The sequence below is a fragment of the Candidatus Chromulinivorax destructor genome, assembly GCF_003366055.1.
In the GTDB taxonomy this organism is placed as follows: domain Bacteria; phylum Babelota; class Babeliae; order Babelales; family Chromulinivoraceae; genus Chromulinivorax; species Chromulinivorax destructor.
The window spans coordinates 939,377-958,994 of record NZ_CP025544.1; the positions used below are offsets into that span (position 1 = coordinate 939,377).

Consider the following 19,618-nt stretch of genomic DNA (forward strand, 5'->3'; position numbering starts at 1 on the left):
CAATAGCATAGAATTTGGGATATAGATTTGCTCATCTCCAGAAATATGGGTGACGGTCACTTTACGATTTTTCATGTAAAGAAAGAGTGCAATAGGTCAATCGGTCAGTAAATTATCGGTTGAGTGGACAATGTCATGTAAAAAACTTATTTTCATGATCTACCAGGCAAAACGGTAAGAATTTGATGTATAGAATATAGCATGGCAAGACCATAATAAAATTTTAGAAGGAAATTAATTAATGAAATATCACACTACAATTCTTTGTATGTATTTGTGCTTAAGTATTATGCTTATTGGTAGATTATTTACAATTGACAGTCAGTTGTCCTATGAGATTGTGCAATTTGATTATTTTGATACGAGCATGAGAAATCAAATGTACGATATGATTTTTCATGATGTAGAAATTCAGCAAAGAATTTTTTTACCTAAAGAATCAATAGATACATATTTATCAGATTTAAAGGTAGTACATGATCTAGAGTGTTGGATTTGTCGATCTCGTACAAATCCATCTCAAATATATTGCTTTATCACCTATCTTCAACGCGATGAAGTATATTGTTTTAAAAAAACTAATGGACCAAGAATTACACATAAATATGATAAGTATGCTGGTAATTATCCATTGATAGAAACAATAAAATTTGTTGGATGCATTCAAGATATTGCTGTACATAAAGATTATCGTCGTCGGGGTGTAACGCAAGCATTATTGAGTCATTTTGAAGATACTTGCAAAAAAAATAGCATGGAAAAAATGTTTATGTATGTTGCTGCTGATAATGAAAAAGCAATTCATGCATATAATAAAGCTGGTTTTTTGATTGATTTAGCATATACGCCTCAGAAAGATTTTTTTGCAATGTTTAAATTGATTAAATAGGCTGTATACAGCAAATTTAAAAATAGCATAGAACATTTAATATCGCTTTGCTCATCTGCAAAACATGTACGTCGGCGACTTTACGCTTTTACATTTAAAAAAAGTGCATCAGGCCCACTGGCCTACAAATTCCCAAATTTTTCATAAAAACGCATGGCAAAAATTTATAATAAAAAATTGGTTCACGTAGGCATGTTTATCTACTATAGAATCTATAAAAACATATTTTATAATTTACTTCTCTGCTATGTTTGTGCACAATATTAATACGATTTTTTAAAAACTGTCATGAATAAAAAAGAGATGAGTAATGAGATATTTTTGGAGTCGATCTATTATTCTGCTTTTATCGCTTGAAGCAGTAGCTTTTATTGCAAATTATAATTTTGGTTCCTCAGGATTACAGGCCTTGCAGCAATTAAAAGCAAGTAAAAAATTATTACAAGATGAGATTGCAACATTACAAAATGAAAACAGTTTTTTACAAGAACAGATAGATGAATGGTCTGCAGGACTGTTTTTACAAGAAAAATTTGCTCGAGAAAAATTACAGATGCAAAAAAAAGATGAAAAAATTTATTTACGATACATTTTAAAATAATATTTTTCTAGGATCTTGAGGCCGGCAAGCCTCATCAGCTTGTATGTATATGTATAATCTAATACTTTAAGTTATAAATTAATTTGAATTATGTAATAAGTTTAAAATGGAGATAGGCAATGTTTAAATTAGATTCTTTACTGTATAGCTATGATGCATTACAACCGTATATTGATGCGTTAACCATGGAAATTCATTACACCAAACACCATCAGACCTACATTGATAACCTGAATGCAGCTATTGCAAAACATCCAGAATTACAAAGTAAGTCGGTGTACGATTTATTACTCACACCAGATGAGTTGCCTGCTGATATTACAACAGCGGTGATTAACAATGGTGGTGGACATTATAACCACACGTTATTTTGGTTAATGATGTCACCTCAAGGTAAGTTACTTGGCAAAGGTGATGTGTTAACTGCTATAGAAAAAACTTTTGGATCATTTGAACAGTTTAAGCTATTGTTTGAAAATGCTGCAAAAACTCGATTTGGTTCTGGTTGGGCATGGCTTGCTGTTGACAGGTCAACAGGAGCATTAGAAATTGTTTCGACTGCAAATCAAGATTGTCCAATTTCTAATAATAAAGAAGTCATTTTGGGGTTAGATGTGTGGGAACATGCGTATTATCTACATTACCAAAATCGTCGTGCTGATTACATTGCAGCATGGTGGAATGTGGTTAACTGGGGTTATGTCCAAGACCGATACAGTCAGATCTTAAAAAGTTTGTAAGTTTATGAAGTTTATAGCAGATTTCCATATTCACTCTCGTTATTCTTATGCAACGTCTAAAACGATGGATTTACAACAGCTTGCAATCTGGGGCCAATTAAAAGGCATTGGTTTGATGGGGACGGGTGATTTTACTCATCCAACCTGGCAAAAAGAGTTGCAAAGTATGTTGCAGCCTGCAGAGCAAGGTCTCTTTTTATTACAGTCACATTTTCAATCGATGGTTGATGCGAGCGTGTATGATACTTGCAAAGGTACGCAACGATTTTTATTAACTGCAGAGATCGCAACTGTTTTTAAACGAAATGGAAAATGTTATAAAACTCATTCGATTATTTTTTCCCCATCACTTGAAGTTGCATTCAAGATCAGTCAGAAATTAGCGACCATCGGTAACATTGCTTACGATGGTCGCCCAGTTTTAAGTTTAGATGTTCAAGACTTACTTAAGATTGTGCTTGATATTTCACCTGATTGTATGCTGATTCCTGCTCATATTTGGACGCCACATTTTGGTCTTCTTGGTTCTAAATCAGGATTTGACTCGTTTCAAGAATGTTTTGGCGATATGATCGAACATATTTATGCGTTCGAAAAAGGCTTGTCATCAAGTTTTGCGATGAATGCACAATGTTCGCAGCTCGATCGTTTTGCAATTTTGGCAAATTCTGATGCACACAGTGTGCAAAATTTAGGCCGAGAAGCAAATATTCTTGATACTGATCTATCATATTTTGGTATAACGCAAGCGTTAAAAAATAACAATCCACAGCAACTGATTGCCGGGATAGAATTTTTCCCTGAGATGGGTAAATATTATGGCTCGGGCCATCGAGCATGCAAGGTGTACATGACGCCTGAGCAGTCTAAAGAAAATCAAATTTGTTCAGGTTGTGGCAAAGGTGTTACGATTGGCGTTGCACATCGAGTTGCACAACTTGCAGATCGAACAGTTGAGCAAGCACAAAAATACATTCGTAATCGGTATGCAATTGCTCCCTTGCAAGATATTATTGCCGATAGTTTACAGGTACAAACATCGAGCAAAAAAGTTCAAAAATTATATCAGTCTATGCTAGAAAATTTGGGAAACGAATTCTTTATTTTATTAACTGCAAAGATTGAAGACATTGCGATCCATAGTAATTTTAAGATAGCCCAATCAATTGGTGCGATGAGAAGTGGCAATGTTGCAGTAACTCCTGGGTACGATGGAGTGTATGGGACGATCCGTTTTGATGTTTAAAAACATGCATAATTTTATAACTCTACGAAGTGAAAAATAGATAATTGAACTCGTCTTATTTGTAAATTATGAAGCATTATCTATACTTACTAAGAGTATATTACACACTTTTTAAAAGGTTTTTGTATGGTAAAAAATGTATATAAGTACATGATTTTTAGCATGGTTGCTGTATGTTGTTTTGATGCGCAGGCAAGTCAAGCTGATAAGGATTTTGTTAATCGTAGTATGGATAAAAATGATTTTGCTATGAAAGAATTTGAGAAACTTTTAGATAAGCAAAAGCTTTCACTTTTTGAAGAAAAATGTCTTATAGATGCATATATAGCTAAATATGGATTAGAGTTATCTTTTGGTTTGAAATGGATAGCTGTTTATGATGCGTATCATCAAATTAATGAACGTAATAGTATTCCTTGGGAAAAATCATATAGAAATAACTTACATAGAGAACTGTCAAAATCAGCTGCAATACAAAATCTTGCGGCTTTACAAGCGATACAAGATAAAGCTTGCCAATATCGTATTGAACCGGTCAATGACATGTTGTCTCGATGGAACCCTTCTTTTAAAAATATTTATTTTGATGAAGAAACTTTTGAGGGAGATGGTTTTGATCGGGGCTATATTTATTCGTCTAACCATGATGTTGATATCTCAATGAGTGAAATACATCACAAATATGGATCGACTGCTTCACGGCATGTATCACTTGAATTTAAAGAACGTCATGATGCTTTACAACAACATGTAAAAACTCCTTGTCATCAAGTTTCAATCGATAGCAATGGATTATTTGATATTCAGGATGATAATCAAACAATGATCAGTGAATTTGAATATGTAGAAAAATTACGTAGCGAAAATCCTATTGATAATAATCCTGAAACTAATAAATTTATAAAATGCTTTGACCAAATTGCATAACTGTAAGATTCAGAAATTTCTGTGAAAAATAGAAGGCGTATAAGTTGTTTATAACTTATACGCCTTTTTAATTTTCTCAACGTGTCAGGAGCTTTCATGCAAAATGTAGGGCAAAATTCTTTTGTAAAAAATTGGTTTACTCAACTCAAGCAACATGCATTACTTTATATTTACATGCAAAACAAGACATAATTCAACGAGCTTCATTTGTAAATTACAATGCATCATTTATACTTAATAGTATGATATACCACACTTTTTTAAAAGGTTTTTGTATGGTGAAAAATGTATATAGGTACATGATTTTTAGCATGGTTGCTGTATGTTGTTTTGATGCGCAAGCAAGTCAAGTTGATAAGGATTTTATTAATCGCAGTAAAGATAAAAATGCTTATGCTTTTCAACAATTCAATAAAATTTTAAGTAATCCACATCGTTCAGAAGTTGAAAGAAAATGTTTATTTGATGCTCGTATGGCTCAACTTGCATTAACATATACTCGCAGATTTCAATGGTTAGCTGGTTTTATGGTTCATAATAATAATCTTGATCGTCGCTATCGTATTAAAGAATTAAGCAATCCACAATTAGAGCAGATAGCACAAGATGATCTTGCGGCTTTGCAAGCTACTCAACTAAAAGCTTCTGAGTATAAACTTCAACCGATTGATGATATGTTAGATCAATGGAAATATTTTCGTGAAAAATCTATATTTGTTTGTGGGGATGAATTTTTGCCAGACTATCCTTTTTGCTCTGGTGACTGGGTTGAAAATTCAATTAATAAAATATACAAAAAATATGGATATTTTAGTTTTAAAAAATTGACTGGTATATTGAAAATGCGAAATGATGCATTGAATAAACATGTCAAAGCTCCTTATAAAGCATCATCACAATTAATTCTTGCTCAATCTTTTAAAAATAATAATGACAAATTAGTTTGTCATCAGCCTGCTCAAAAGTATCTAGATCAGCCAATCATGAGTGAATTTAAATACGTAGCAAAATTGCAAAAAGAAAACGGTGTTGATAAAAATCCTGCAACCAATAAATTTGCAAAGTTATTCGACCGAATTGCATAGTCATAAGCTACAAAGATATTTATAAAAATAGAAGGCGTATTCGTTATAAGTAACGAATACGCCTTCTATTTTTTGTGAAAAAATTTTTCACAAGAGAGTTTTGCCCTACAAAACTCGCGCAATTTACTTGTAGGCCAGTAGGCCTGATGCACTATTTTTAAAACTAAAAAAGCGTACAGTGGCCGCCGCCACCCTTATTTCCGGAGATGAGCGAAGCGATATGAAAGGCTTGTATTTTAATTTTTACATTTAGTTCACACAGCCTCATCTGTTGTATGCAATTGAGGTTGATTGTTAATCTTATTTTCTCTATTTAGTAAGAAGAGTTGATACATTTGTTTGCATCTTCAATCGTATAAAATGATTGAAAAGCAATGTTGTGTTCTTTATTTTCATATAAAATAACTGCTTGTGGTCGATTATCAAGAATGGTATGCCATTGGTACAAAACTTGTAGAAAACTTGCCCGGTCAATGGTATATGATGCAAATACATTCTGTTTAAGCTGTTCTACAAAACTATACTCTGGAGAAACATACGGAATAGAATCTTCAAATGTTTGATAATCAGTAAACGAACTGATGTAGATATCAGTACGATTGCTAAGATCGATGCACACTGTTCTTCCATTGCCATGTAACACGACTTCATCATCTTTTTCTTCATCAATAATTTTTAAATTTTCAACAATGTAGGCAAGATCTGTTCGTGTGTATTCAAAAAAAATATATTCCAAAAGGTGCGTAAGATCACCTGCTTTTGTTTTGTTACGGATTGCGTAAAGCGATCCTTCTTTTTTTGCTTTTAGTTCAAGAAGGAGGTATTTTACTATTTTCATAAAGGTTGTTTTCGATGGGATTTAAAAAAAACTTACGTATTGAGTATGGCACACATTGAGCAATTGAAAAAGGTGAGTACATGAAATTGGTCAATTTCCATAATATTTTTTATACTAAGTTGTGTGAACTAAATTTAAAAACAGCATAAAAACCTACAATATCGCTTTGTTCATCTACAGAATAATAGTGGCGGCAGCCACTACATGCTTTTTGTCAATAGAGAAAAAAGTGCATAAGGCCCACCAGCCAAAAAATTCCCGGAGTTTTTGTAAAAAACGGAGGGTAAAATGTTATATAAAAATTTGTTGTATATCCTAGAAGTGTTAATTAAAAATTAATCAAATAGTCGTAAAAATTATTAGTTTTTACCGGAGAATAGAAAAGATGGAAGATAAAAAAAATATGAATGGCGCGCCAGTTGCCGATCACGTAGAATCAAGCTCACAAGAACACGAAATTCGTGTAGAAAAAGTTGCTAAAATGCGTGAAGCGGGCATCGAGCCGTGGCCAGAAGTTAAGCATGCAACAGCAAGTTGCCAACAAGTTATCGATGATTTTGTAGAAAATGCAGAACCGGTACAAGTATATGCAGTTGTTGGGCGAGTTGTATCAATTCGTTTACATGGTAAAGCTGCTTTTGTTCATTTACAAGAACAAGGTAATAAGTTACAAGTGTATTTTCAGCAAGAACGCATTGGTGCGGTAGCTTTTGAGCAACTACAAAGTTTTGTTGATATCGGTGATTTTTTATGGGTGAAAGGTTTTTCTTTTAAAACTCAACGTGGAGAAATTACCTTAAAAGCTGATGTGTATGCGATTCAAAGTAAATGCTTACATCCGCTACCAGAAAAATTTCATGGTTTAGTTAACGTAGAAACTCGATACCGTCAACGATATTTAGATTTAATCAGTAATCCAGAAAGTCGTTCTGTTTTACAAAAACGTTCATTAATTGTACAAGCTTGCAGAGAATTTTTAACATCACATGGCTACCTAGAAGTTGAAACTCCGATGTTACATCCAATTGCGGGTGGAGCAGCAGCAAAACCTTTTTCAACGCATCACAATGCTTTAGGCCAAGAGTTTTTCTTGCGTATTGCGCCTGAATTGTATTTAAAACGTCTTGTGGTTGGTGGGTTTGATAAAGTGTTTGAATTAAATCGTAACTTTAGAAATGAAGGGGTTTCTCCTCGTCATAATCCAGAATTTACGATGCTTGAATGTTATACAGCTCATGAAGGTTTTGAATATGGTATGGATATTGTAGAGCAGTTGATTCAAGCAATGGCTGCTAAAGTTTCTGATACGGGGATTGTTGCCTTTGGTGAACATGTCATCGATTTATCAAAACCGTTTGCAAAAATTTCTATGAAATCTGCGGTTCAAACTCGTCACAACTTATCAGATGCTGATATGAATGAATCGACAATTGATGCGTTATTAAAAAAACATCATGTTGCATTGCCAAAATCAAATATGACCATCAACGAAAAGATTTATCTTTTGTTTGAAGAAACTGTTGAATCAACATTAATTCAACCAACATTTATTATCGATTTCCCGATCGAAGTTTCACCCTTAGCAAAACGCCATGCACAAGATGCAACGCTTGCAGCTCGTGCAGAGCTGTTTATTGTGGGTATCGAATTTGCAAACTTATTTAATGAGTTAAATGATCCGTTTGATCAAGCAGATCGTTTTAAGTCACAAATGGATGCACATAAAGCAGGCGATGAAGAAGCGCATCAATATGATGCTGACTTTATTTTAGCTTTAGAACATGCTTTACCACCAACAGTTGGTTTTGGTATTGGGATTGATCGATTGATTATGTTGATCACCGGTTCAACATCAATTAAAGATGTTATTTTATTTCCGACATTAAAAAAGAAATAAGATTTACATAGATTTTTAAAGAAAAAGGCGCTTATACCAAGCGCCTTTTTTGCTACTGCCTATCTAAAAATGCATTTTTTATACGGTACATTTAATTAGATTTTAAACTAATCTAAGAATCCTACGATATCGCTGCGCTCATCTCCGGAGACAGTGGCGGCGGCGGCCGCTATACGCTTAAAAGTTGACTAATTTTGATAGATTTACAGCTGTGATATCGCTGTGCTCATCTCTGGAGACAGTGGTGGCGGCTGCGACTATACGCGTTTTTAACATAAAAAAGTTGGGCAATTTTACCAGATTTACAGCTGCGATATCGCTCTGCTTATCTCCGGAAACATTGGTGGTGGGGGCCACGATGCGCTTTTTTAGTTCAAAAAAAAGAGAGCATCAGGCCAACTGGCCAGCATATTCCCGGAGTTTTTGTAAAAAACGCAGGGCACATTTTAACAGAAAAAAAATTGATTTTTTCAAACCTCATTATGCTCCAAGCGTCTTACTGATACTCATTGATGAGGTCATAATATCGAGCATGAGTTTTGTTTCATTCATGTTGTTCATTGCTTGTAGTGCCATTGCACCTTGATAGCGAGTCGCAAAATAACGCATAACCATAAATTGCATAATTTCAACAATTTCATGTGCTTGAGAAGTAATTGCGTGTTCACCTTCATTTTCCATTTTGATTGCTAAAGCATTAAAAAAATCATGAAATTCATGTGGTGTATAGATTTGATTAATTTTCCAATTTTTTACAAAGTCACAAACTGCGTTGTGGGCAACGTATACGTCTATAAAATTATAAGCAATTTGATGTGCACATGTTGCTGTGCAAAGACCTGCAAATACAAGGCAAATAGACGCAAAGTTTGATTGAACTTTTGGCTTTTTTATTGGATGTTCTGCCATGAGTTCTTGTGCAAGTTGCTCGCTACAGATGCCACAATAATTTACATATGCAGCCAGTGCGCAAGTTGCAGGGATGATTGTTTTAAGGTGTGTCCAGATGTTATTTCGCTGTGTGTAAACATTGGTAATATACATTTTTTCTAAAAACATATATTGAGAATCACGATTGGATGGGTCAAAAACAGTTCGTGTGTCAAAAGCGGTTAGAGTATTGAGTGATGCTGTTATAACAGCAATAAGATATAGTTGCTTTTTCATATGATTCCTTTTTTTATACCCTGAGTTTAAAACCAGGGTGCATTACTATCAGTATCTATTGTTGGTAGGCTGTTTCAATCAAATGTAACAGTAGCCTGCAATCCTACGATATCGCTTCGCTCATCTTCAGAAACATTGGCGGCGACGGCCACTTTACGATTTTTTCATCTAAAAAAAGCGCATGAAGCTCATCGGCTAGCAAATTTCAGGAGCTTTTGTAGAAAATGTAGGGCAAAGCTTGAGAGTGAAAATTTGATTTGCACCGTTGAGTATAGCATGTTATGTATCGCTTTAATATTTAGTTGCTCATGTACTAGGCTGTGTGAACCAAATTTAAAAGTTGCGTACAATCCTACGATATCGCTTCGCTCATCTCCGGAAGCATAGGTGGCGGCGGCCACGTTACCCTTTTTTAATGAAAAACTACGTCAATCTATGCAAAAAACGAAGCAAACTTTGAAAAATTAAACCTGGCTAAGATTTAAAAAGAGTGCATCAGGCCCCACCGGCCTGCCGACCCCCGAAGTTTTCATAGAAAACGCAGGGCAAAACTCTATAGTAAAAATTTGGTTCACACAACCTAGGCAATATGAGTTACTGAATATTGTTGCTTTACAACAAAGTTGAATACTTCTCTTTAATTACTTGTATTTCTTAATTGCTAAACTGTAATTTAGAAGTAAGTCATTTTATTAAAGGAGATTCAGTATGAAGCGTTTTTTAAATTTTTTATGCATGATATCGATATTTTCGATGCATGCTTGCATAGGAGCAGCGTTAATTCCTGGCTTAGTTCAGGATGAAGAGACATCGCATCGTGATACGGTTGCTTCAATAGTTATTAAAGTTTATGGACAAGTCCAACAAGATTTTAATAAGGAAATAGTTGTATTTTCTCAAGCATTGCAAGACAGTTTCCAATCATTAACTGATGCTGATGATGATCAGGCAGTTGATTCTATTGAAAAATTTAATGCAAAAACCAATGCTCAATTACAAAAATCAATCAAAGTGATTAACCGAATATCAGATAACTCATTAAAGCAATATTATGATGAGATGAAAAAAGCAGGGATTTCTTTTACGCTTGGAGTAACAGATCCTGTAGCAAGAAAACTGCAAAGAGATCTTAATTCTATTGAGTACGATGTTATTTATGACATGAAAGTTGCGGTAGAAAAAGTACAATTTATTGATACATTAGACGAAATTAATCAAGAAATTCAAAGTGCAAAAGCTGCATTTTTAAGCAAAGCGGAACAAGATTATGCTCTTGCTCAAGCAGCCGCATCTCAAAAAAGAAAAGTAACAGCATGGAAAGAGTATAAAATTGCGGGGAAAGATTTTTTAGGAAGATTTCAAGATGCAGCTGAACAGGAGTGTAAGGCTGCAGTTGTTCAGGCTGTTAATGAAACATTAGATCAGCTAGGCCAAGCAGCAATGGATGCTTTAACTGATAATGTTGATAAATTAGCAAAACAAACCATGGAAAGTATAGCAAAGTCAATTAAGTTTGATATGGATTTTGGGACAGATTATCTTGGGGAGCAATTATCTGCAAAGTTACAAAAATATACATCACAACAGGTACAAGATCTTGTTGAAAAATTGCCAAACTATCTAAAAAAAGAAGCATTTAAAAGAGCTGGAATTAATGAAGATGAAGACACCATGGTTGGTGCATTAAAAGCGGTAATTCGTAAACAGTATCCAGTTAAACAAAAATTTGATGGTTTACAAGTTCGTCAAAGCACTGCTTTAGCTGAGCAAGAGATAGAATTTGTTAAAAATCGTATGCCAAAAGTGACTGCAGCATTAGAAAAGAATTTTGATGTAACAGCCCCTTTAAAAATTGGATTATGTACCAGTGGAGGTGGTAACCGTGCAATGCTTGTGACGCTTGGATTCCATTTAGGTGCGCAAGAGATTGGGTTACTTGATTCGATATTGTACACTGCAGGTGTATCTGGTTCAACATGGACTATTTCTGGGTGGAGCTATTTGTATGCATCAATGGCAATGTCGTTAGAAGATTTTAAACAACAGATTGTTAATGGGCCAATCAGTAAGTCGATGTTAACGCTTGCAGGAACCTCAATGCCGCCATTACCAGATCAAGATCAGTTAGCAGTCATGGGAATTAATGCAGCGCGTCATTTTGCGTATGATCAAACAATATCTGCAATTGACCTATATGGTGCATTTATTGGTAACTACACTTTATTACCAGCAGGTAAAAAAAGATTAGATGTAACATGGTCATCAGTTGCTGATACGATTATGAAGGGTGATATTCCTTTACCAATGGGCTCTGCTGTTTCATATAAACTAGGACAACAATTGAATGGTAAAACTGAATATTATTGGTATGAAGTTGGTCCATTTGAAGTAGGGAGTGATCAGGTTGGAGCGTATGTTCCGGTATGGGCATTTGGTTCTAAATTTGATAAAGGTAAGCCAGTTGATGGTTATCAAGGTAAGGCTCCTGAGTATCCAATTAGTTACTATGAAGGAGTTTTTGGATCAGCTTTTGCGGCAAGTGTAAACGAAGTGGTTGATCAAAAATTAGTTAATCCAAAGTTTATGTTGTTTGACCAAAAGATTACCGTACCAGTTGATACTTGGATAAAAAATAGTTTAACAGAAACGACTCGTGATAGTCGTATGTATCCTGCAACGTTTCATAATTACACTGCAGGAATGAGCAACAGCCCGATTGCCAATGCAGTAGATATTCGCTTGTATGATGGCGCAATGAATATTAACTTTCCATTGCCGGTGTTAATGAGACCAGCTCGAGAACTGGATGCTATTTTTGTTTGTGATTCAGGTGTTGATTTAGCTTCGTTACGAAGCGCAGAGTTGCATTTTAAAAGAAATGGACAAAAATTCCCAAATATCAGCAAAGTGACGAAAAAGATCTTAGCTGCAAGTCCGTTGACGGTATTAAATGACCCGCGTAAAGAAGGGTATGATAAAGATATCGTAACAATTTTCTATTGTCCGTTTGTTAAAAATACCGGGTACTTAGCAGATTTTGATCCTGAAGTTTGTATGAGCAAGGGTGAATGCGCAACATTTAATTTTAAATATGAAGCACAACAATCAGATCGAGTTGTAGAATTAATGCGTTATAATGTTAAGCAGATTCAACCAGAGATTAAAGAAGTCTTACAAGCTTTACAAGTTGCTAAAACTGGAATTAAATTACCAGTTGCACCATTAATAAAAGAGGCCTTGCAGCAAGCACAGGCTGCTGTAGCGTAGAAATAAAACTCTTTATAATAAAAAGAAGCGGAATGTACTTAGTTGTACGTTTCGCTTCTTTTATTATAAAGGCAGCGTATAAAAATACCCTCCACCATTTGTCGTAATATGTAGGTGTGCTAGAATAAGTATAAGATATAAGTTTTACGTAACCATATCTTCTTAAACGTAGCTCCTTTTTTAGCGGCAGATCTTTTTATAAGGTCTGCCGTTTTTGCGTTGTAATTTTTTGCGTAGCATGTACCAATGATTGAATCTTCATAAAAAAGATGATTAGGTTGGCTGGCCTTATAATTACCGTAGCTCATCAGACCGAAGGGCGCGCATTAAAAATTATTATAAATATAACGTTATTTTTTATAATAATTTAAAAAATAATTTTAATTGCCTTGAATTTTATAATTCAATCTGAAAATATTTATAGTAAAAACTATTGATATTAATGATTTGTTTTTGGTATTGTAGATTTTAAATGAAACGTTAAAAAAATGCATTTAAAAAAAGGATATTATGAAAAATTTAAATTTTAACCATTTATTGATGGTATTAATAGTTTCAACATCAAGTATATCTGCATCATCAGGAGTTGAGCAAACTAACTCTGTAGAAAACTTAAATCAAGATAAAGCACAATTCATGGCTCAAATGGATCTTGCTATGAGCAAATTTAATGCTATGAAACGTGAAGAACGTGCTAAATATAGGTCTGAAAAACCATATAGCATCGAAATGGATAATAAAAAAATGCAAGTTGGAAAAATTAACTTTAATTCAAAAAATAGTAAAAAATCAGTTCCAAATAAAAATTTACCAAAATCGTCAGCTTTAGTTGAATCATCGACAGTGTTATCAGTGGATGAAACTCCTAATGCATCTTAATATTGTTATGGATAAACTTGATAATATAAAAAATTAAGAAGTTGCGAAAGATATATGTAACAAGAGCATCAATACATTGAGTGAAGGTTTATATTTTCTTTATAAAGTAAATACATAGCCTTAAAGTTTTTAATTAGTTTTAAATTGTTAACAGCAGAAACAAATTGGCGTAAAGCTAAAAAAGTTTCTGCTGTTTTTTATTTTTGATATTCCTTAATTTAATTGTGTAATATTAAAAATAAATTTTTGATCAGTGCTGTTTATCTACTTGCGTACATAGGTTATCATCTTGGAAGATGTATTTTTGTAAAAAAATACTATATTTTTACATGATTACTCAATTCTACATTGACGTATGAAATGTCTATGCTGTGTGAACCAAATTTAAAAATTAAGATACAGGCCGGCTTACGATATCGGTTTGCTCATTTCAAGAAAAATTGACGGCGGTAACTTTACGCTTTTTCATCTAAAAAAGAGTGCATCAAGCCCACCGGCCAGCAAATTTCAGGAGTTTTCGTAGAAAGCGTAGGGTGAAACTTTAGAGTGAAAATTTGATTAACTCAACTCATAATAAAATTGGCAGAATTTTTATTTCCCTATCCCAGAATGGTGTAGGGCTCAAGAAATAGTTTATGAACTATAAAAAATGATGAATAAGTAGTACGCATACTTAATTTATACAAAACACCTTCCACCATTTGTAGTAATATGTAGGCATGATAGAATAAGTATAAGATATAAGTTTTACGTAACCGTATCTTCTTAAACATAGCTCCTTTTTTAGCGGCAGATCTTTTTATAGGGTCTGCCGTTTTTGCTTTATAATTCTGTGTTGAGCATGTACAAACGATAAAGTTATTCATAAAAAACCGAATAATGCCTACAGACTTTTTTGTTCTTCTCGTCCGTCAGCGCGCAGGGTCTATTTTGTAAAAAGTAGAAAGCATAGTTTTTGCATTGGCAATCTATTTGTTTTGCATTATAAAAAGAGCGAATTAGGCTGGCTTAGCCTATCAGGGCCCAGCAGGCGTTTCTGTAAAATAGAAAGTATCGTTTTTGTATAGGTTCTGTTTTGAATTTTTTAAAAAAGCGGATCAGGCCCGCCGGCTTCTCAATTCCCGTAGCTCATCAGAGCGAAGTGCACGCATTAAAAAATTATTATAAAAATAGCCATTATTTTGCACTGTAAACTTCTATAAAAACTTTTAATGTAATTTTGTTAAAATCCTATAAGAAATTAATATTAAAATGACGCTATTTTTTTATAAAATTTAAGGATAATTTTCAAAAAACAAGGTGAGAATATCCTTTACCTAAAGCATTTTAATGCATATTGAAAATATTTAACTGTAAACTGTTGATAGCAGTGAGATTATTCTGTTATGATAAATTCAAGTTAGAAGTTAAAAAGTAAAAAGATACAGTTAAAAAACAAAAAAGGAGAATGTTATGAAAAATACAAATTTCAACCGTCTATTGATGGTATTAATGATGTCAGCGTCAGTTGCATCAGCACGTGTTGCACAAGTTCAAGAAGTTACAGTTACTGAAACTTCATCGCCAGTAGTATCTAAAAAATTATATCCTCTTGGACTTGAAAGTCATTATCAAATCGAAGAAATTGACAATGGTCCAGAATACGTAATTACTGAAGTAGATAAAGCTCATTATCGTGAAGAAGCTGCTCCTGTTGATTTTACAATTGAAGCTCCTTCAGCTGTAAGAGTTGGTGAAAATCCTAATGCACCTTTAATGGGTCAAATTGATGTTGCTATGGATAAACTAAAAAATATGAAACGTATTGAAGATGCTAAAGATTTATCACTAGTGGTATTTGAGCTAGAAATGGCTAATCACGAAATCCAATCTTTACCTATTCTTGAAGGTAATCCTAAAGAATATGACAGAGCTGTAATTCGCGCTGAAAAAAGATTGCGTGCAGCTGAACATGCGTACCGTAAAGCTACTCATGGTTCACGTTCAAAAAACTAATAATCGCTTGTAGATTATAATAATTAAAGGCGGCTCAAGAATTAATTTTCTTGAGCCGCCTTTTTTTGTGAATTTTTTATAAGAGGTAACTATTTTTGGCTTTTGCCTAATATTAATTTGTCAATTTCTTGATGTTGGCAAATGTCGTAGACCTGAAATAAAAGATCAGGTGATACAGGATAATAACGTTGAAACCGCGGTTGTTTTCCAAAACTTTTTAAGCTTCGAGTTGCCCCATAAAAACATTCTGTTTTGTCATACGGTTTATTATCGTGATGTGATAAACCTAAAGCAATAGCTGATTCTATAAGTTGTTCTGTTTGTGCGTCAGTAATTTTATGAAAAGGTTTTTTTGCTTTATTGTGTTGTCGTATTTGATGCATTGTTTTTGCGTATTGAGCATAATCATTTGCAGCGTGACTGTCGTGAGCTTGTTGTGCTAATTGAGCAAGAGGAATATGATTATCGCAGCTTTGTATTGCCGTAGAAAGTAATAGGGTAAACCCTGCCAAAATTATATTTTTTGATGGTAATTTCATAAGAGTGGAATCCTTGTAGAAGGTTGAACTGATGATTGTTTTACTTATAATTTATTATAAAAACAGAGAACTGTAAAATGGTGATGGGAGTAATCACTGCATGTGGTAAGAATGTATAGTATGCAACAGGTCTCTTGTATTGCATGAGTTTACATGTATGGTCAGAGAAAATAAAAACTATATTTTTAAAAAATTGGATGAGGCTGCGTGAACCACATGTACATGTGGTTAAAAAACTAGTTTCCGGAGATTTTGTGATAACAAAATCGTAGGCAGTTTTTACTTTTGATAAATTTTCAAAAGTTATGGCACGCCGGTGTCCCATTTCTCGTAGTTTGAGCATACAACGCAGGGCTCTAAAAAAATATATGCTTAATTATTTGTATGTACACCTTGTTTTTTAACCATGGAAGTGCAATTTTAACTATATATTTCGACCATGAATCGGCATTTTATGTATAGCTTTTTAACCATGAACTTAATTAAAACGTTTATGATAAAAGCATTTTATAAAAATAATTATTTATTGATGTTATTAATATGGAAAACAGGCAAAAATATGATAATTTTTTATTAAGACGACATGGCATTTTATTACAAAAAAATCGTAGAAATGCTTTAAGTTATTTCGCAGAATACAAGCAGTGCAATTTTGTTGTATTTTTATAAAAAGCAAATCAGGGCAGCTGCCCTCAAGTTTCCCCGAAATTGCATAGTAATTAAATAGAAATAGTTGAAACTTTTTTTGAGTTTATGAATTACATTGTATTATTCTTCTGTTAAAGCGTATCAGGCTCGCGTCCTGAAATTTCCCGTAAATTGCACAGCAATTGTAGGGTGTATTTTTTGTCATCTCTTATATACTTATATACGTACCCCTATTTTTCTTTAGTAACCAAAGGTTTTTATGCAACAATCTATGATTCAAGGCAAAAAATATTTGTGGAAACTCCCACAGACCGATCATGATATTGTCATGAAAATCGCTGCTGACTATAATTTATCATTCCCGCTAGCACAAACATTAGTTGCACGTGGTTTTATCGAAAAAGAGCAGCTGCAAGACTTTATCTTAGTTTCTAAAGAAAAAAGTGTTCATGACCCAGCGCTTATGAAAGATGCAAAAAAAGCTGTTGATCGATTAATTACAGCAATTGAACTACAAGAAAAAATTCTTATTTTTGGCGACTATGACGTTGATGGTATTACTTCATCATCGCTGGTCATGATTGCTATGCAGCCACTTGGTGCTCAGATTAACTTTTTCTTACCAAATCGTGCTCGTGATGGGTATGGGTTATCGGTAAAAATTGTTGAACGTGCTGCAGAAAATGGGTACAAAATTATTATGACGGTGGATAACGGAACAACAGCCTTTGCTGCAACTGCGCGAGCAAAAGAACTTGGTATCGACGTTATTATCACCGATCATCACCGTCCGCATGGACATATTCCAGAAGTATTTGCGTTAGTTAACCCGCATCAAGAAGATTGCAACTATCCGTATAAATATTTTGCAGGCGTTGGTGTTGCATTCAAACTGATGTCGCTGTTGTACCAAGAAAAAAAATTAGAACTACCAACCAAAGTGATTGAACTGTTACTGCTTGGTACCGTTGCTGACGTTGTGCCATTGACCGGCGAAAATCGGTATTGGGTTCGGTATGGACTTGCCCACATCAACAAGCACGAAAGTTATGCAATTAAAGTCTTAAAAGACAACAATAAATTTGTAAAACCGATGATCGGTTCGCTTGATATTGGGTTTACGATTACCCCACAAATTAACGCGCTTGGCCGTCTTGATGATCCAAGACAAGGAGTTAAGTTTTTAATTGGTGGCGATGAGCCAGAAACTGACCGTATTGGTAAAGTTTTATGGCAATTAAACCAAGCTCGCAAAGACATTGAGTTAGATATTTTTCAGGAAGTAAAAGCAAAGATCGAATCGAATGCAATTGATTTGAGCAAAGAAAATATCATCATTGCTGCAAGTGCTAACTGGCAGACTGGGGTTATTGGATTAGTTGCATCACGATTAGTTAGCGCGTACGGTAAGCCAACCTTGCTGTTTCACTTAACCAAAGATGGTGTTGCAAAAGGTTCATGCCGGTCGATTCCTGAATTTTCTATTTTTGATGGGCTGGTTGAAAGTGGGCATCTGTTAGAGTCGTTTGGTGGGCATGCTCAAGCAGCAGGGCTTGCAATTAAAGTTGAGCATTTACCACAATTAAAAGAAAATTTAGAAAAAAAGATAGCCGCAGAATTAACAGAATTAGACTTAGTACAAAAATTACGCATCGATGCTTACGCAAAACTGCCAGATTTTTCTAATAAATTTATTGCAGACATGGCACATCTTGAACCATTTGGTCACCAAAATTCACAGCCATATTTTTATATTAAAGATGTTGTGCTCGTACAACGCCCAACACTCATGAAAGATTTACATATTAAATGTGTGGTCTTTGCTGATGGCGTCATTAAATCGCTCATATTTTTTAACCGACCAGAGCTGTTTGAAGCGTTGGTTATGCAAGGTGATGAGACGTTTGATATCGTTGCGCAAGTCATGCAAAATTATTGGAATGGCAAATGCACGGTAGAGTTACAGGGTGTTGATATTGCGCGGTTACGACAAATTGAGGAAAATTTATAATGATTATTACGCTTGATGGCCCATGTGGCAGTGGTAAGTCAACCCTTGCCCAATTATTAGCAAAACGACTTGGTTTTTTTTATATCAATAGCGGTTACTTATACCGATCCGTCGCATACGTTTTAGTCAAAGATTTTGGGTATGACTATCAACAGTTACAAGCACCAGATGTTGATCATATTCATACCATCTTGCACGCAGACCACTTTGTATATCAATACGCTGACGGTATTGCACGAGTTTATTTTAAAAATATCGAAATTACTCATCACTTAAAAGCAAGTACTGTATCGGATCATGCTTCATTAATTTCATCGCATCTGCATGTTCGGCACATTATTGTTGCAACACAAAGAAGACTTGGATCGATGCATCATCTGATTACCGATGGACGTGATGGTGGTACAGAAATTTACCCTCAAGCAGATTTTAAGTTTTATGTGATTGCGGATGATGCAATTCGTGCACAGCGCTTACAAAACGATGCAGCACGAATCGGAACAGTTTTAACTTTTGAGCAAGCTTTGCAGATGACGCAGATGCGTGACCAACGAGATATGAATCGTTTAATTTCCCCATTAAAAAAAGCTCATGATGCAATTGTGATCGATACGTCATTACAATCTGTTCATAAGACCTTAGATGCAATGATACAGATCATTCAAAAATCTTCTCGTTCTGTTGAGTATCAAAATTTTTTAAGAAATTAGATACATTTTAGGTTAAGTGAATCAAATTTTCACTCTCAAGTTTAGTCCTACAAAACTCCGAGAATTTGATGGCCGGTGGACCAGATACACTTTTTTTAAAAACTAAAAAAGCGTACAGTGGCCGCGGCCACTCATATGTTATGACCAGGTAACTTTGTATTAATTTTTCTATAAAAACA

The 19,618-nt window shown here is 34.3% G+C and carries 15 protein-coding genes; 12 read left to right on the top strand and 3 right to left on the bottom strand.

The features are described 5' to 3' along the window. Nucleotides 1-241: 241 nt before the first annotated feature. From C0J27_RS04620 to C0J27_RS04645, 6 genes are all read left to right on the top strand, one after another. Nucleotides 242-889 carry a GNAT family N-acetyltransferase gene (locus C0J27_RS04620; protein ID WP_115586003.1) on the top strand — a complete coding sequence of 216 codons (648 nt, stop codon included), beginning with the start codon at nucleotides 242-244 and terminating at the stop codon, nucleotides 887-889. Between the two features lie 310 nt (nucleotides 890-1,199). Then, nucleotides 1,200-1,490, top strand: a complete 291-nt coding sequence (locus C0J27_RS04625; RefSeq protein ID WP_115586004.1) for an FtsB family cell division protein — start codon at nucleotides 1,200-1,202, stop codon at nucleotides 1,488-1,490. 119 nt (nucleotides 1,491-1,609) lie between these two features. Beyond that, a complete protein-coding gene (locus C0J27_RS04630; RefSeq protein ID WP_115586005.1) occupies nucleotides 1,610-2,230 on the top strand; it encodes a superoxide dismutase in 621 nt (206 codons plus the stop codon). 4 nt (nucleotides 2,231-2,234) lie between these two features. Then, nucleotides 2,235-3,476 carry an endonuclease Q family protein gene (locus tag C0J27_RS04635; RefSeq protein WP_115586006.1) on the top strand — a complete coding sequence of 414 codons (1,242 nt, stop codon included), beginning with the start codon at nucleotides 2,235-2,237 and terminating at the stop codon, nucleotides 3,474-3,476. Between the two features lie 126 nt (nucleotides 3,477-3,602). Further along, nucleotides 3,603-4,403, top strand: coding sequence for a hypothetical protein (locus C0J27_RS04640; protein WP_115586007.1), 801 nt, complete (start codon nucleotides 3,603-3,605; stop codon nucleotides 4,401-4,403). A gap of 275 nt (nucleotides 4,404-4,678) precedes the next feature. Then, nucleotides 4,679-5,488, top strand: coding sequence for a hypothetical protein (locus C0J27_RS04645; RefSeq protein WP_162801809.1), 810 nt, complete (start codon nucleotides 4,679-4,681; stop codon nucleotides 5,486-5,488). A 313-nt stretch (nucleotides 5,489-5,801) separates the two neighbouring features. Here the strand turns inward: C0J27_RS04645 and C0J27_RS04650 are convergent, their stop codons facing one another. Next, nucleotides 5,802-6,326 carry a hypothetical protein gene (locus C0J27_RS04650; RefSeq protein ID WP_115586009.1) on the bottom strand — a complete coding sequence of 175 codons (525 nt, stop codon included), beginning with the start codon at nucleotides 6,324-6,326 and terminating at the stop codon, nucleotides 5,802-5,804. Between the two features lie 385 nt (nucleotides 6,327-6,711). On the opposite strand from C0J27_RS04650, the gene lysS reads away from it, so the two are divergent. Continuing rightward, nucleotides 6,712-8,223 carry a lysine--tRNA ligase gene (lysS, locus tag C0J27_RS04655; RefSeq protein WP_252120571.1) on the top strand — a complete coding sequence of 504 codons (1,512 nt, stop codon included), beginning with the start codon at nucleotides 6,712-6,714 and terminating at the stop codon, nucleotides 8,221-8,223. 480 nt (nucleotides 8,224-8,703) lie between these two features. On the opposite strand, the gene C0J27_RS04660 is transcribed toward lysS, so the two are convergent. After that, nucleotides 8,704-9,390, bottom strand: a complete 687-nt coding sequence (locus C0J27_RS04660; protein WP_115586010.1) for a hypothetical protein — start codon at nucleotides 9,388-9,390, stop codon at nucleotides 8,704-8,706. 708 nt (nucleotides 9,391-10,098) lie between these two features. On the opposite strand from C0J27_RS04660, the gene C0J27_RS04670 reads away from it, so the two are divergent. The 3 genes from C0J27_RS04670 (at nucleotide 10,099) to C0J27_RS04685 (ending at nucleotide 15,531) form a co-directional block, all read left to right on the top strand. Then, nucleotides 10,099-12,657, top strand: a complete 2,559-nt coding sequence (locus tag C0J27_RS04670) for a hypothetical protein (protein WP_115586012.1) — start codon at nucleotides 10,099-10,101, stop codon at nucleotides 12,655-12,657. A gap of 510 nt (nucleotides 12,658-13,167) precedes the next feature. Next, complete coding sequence (locus tag C0J27_RS04675) at nucleotides 13,168-13,536, top strand: hypothetical protein (RefSeq protein ID WP_115586013.1); 369 nt, start codon at nucleotides 13,168-13,170, stop codon at nucleotides 13,534-13,536. A 1,452-nt stretch (nucleotides 13,537-14,988) separates the two neighbouring features. Continuing rightward, on the top strand, nucleotides 14,989-15,531 hold the full coding sequence (locus C0J27_RS04685; protein ID WP_115586015.1) for a hypothetical protein: 543 nt from the start codon (nucleotides 14,989-14,991) through the stop codon (nucleotides 15,529-15,531). Nucleotides 15,532-15,620: 89 nt separating this feature from the next. Here the strand turns inward: C0J27_RS04685 and C0J27_RS04690 are convergent, their stop codons facing one another. Continuing rightward, nucleotides 15,621-16,070, bottom strand: a complete 450-nt coding sequence (locus C0J27_RS04690; RefSeq protein WP_115586016.1) for a hypothetical protein — start codon at nucleotides 16,068-16,070, stop codon at nucleotides 15,621-15,623. Nucleotides 16,071-16,977: 907 nt separating this feature from the next. On the opposite strand from C0J27_RS04690, the gene recJ reads away from it, so the two are divergent. Beyond that, a complete protein-coding gene (gene recJ / locus C0J27_RS04695; protein WP_115586017.1) occupies nucleotides 16,978-18,729 on the top strand; it encodes a single-stranded-DNA-specific exonuclease RecJ in 1,752 nt (583 codons plus the stop codon). Continuing rightward, the gene (cmk, locus tag C0J27_RS04700) at nucleotides 18,729-19,439 is read left to right on the top strand and encodes a (d)CMP kinase (protein ID WP_115586018.1); all 711 of its coding nucleotides are present in this window, start codon (nucleotides 18,729-18,731) and stop codon (nucleotides 19,437-19,439) included. The genes recJ and cmk overlap by 1 nt, the downstream gene beginning before the upstream one ends. Nucleotides 19,440-19,618: the final 179 nt, after the last annotated feature.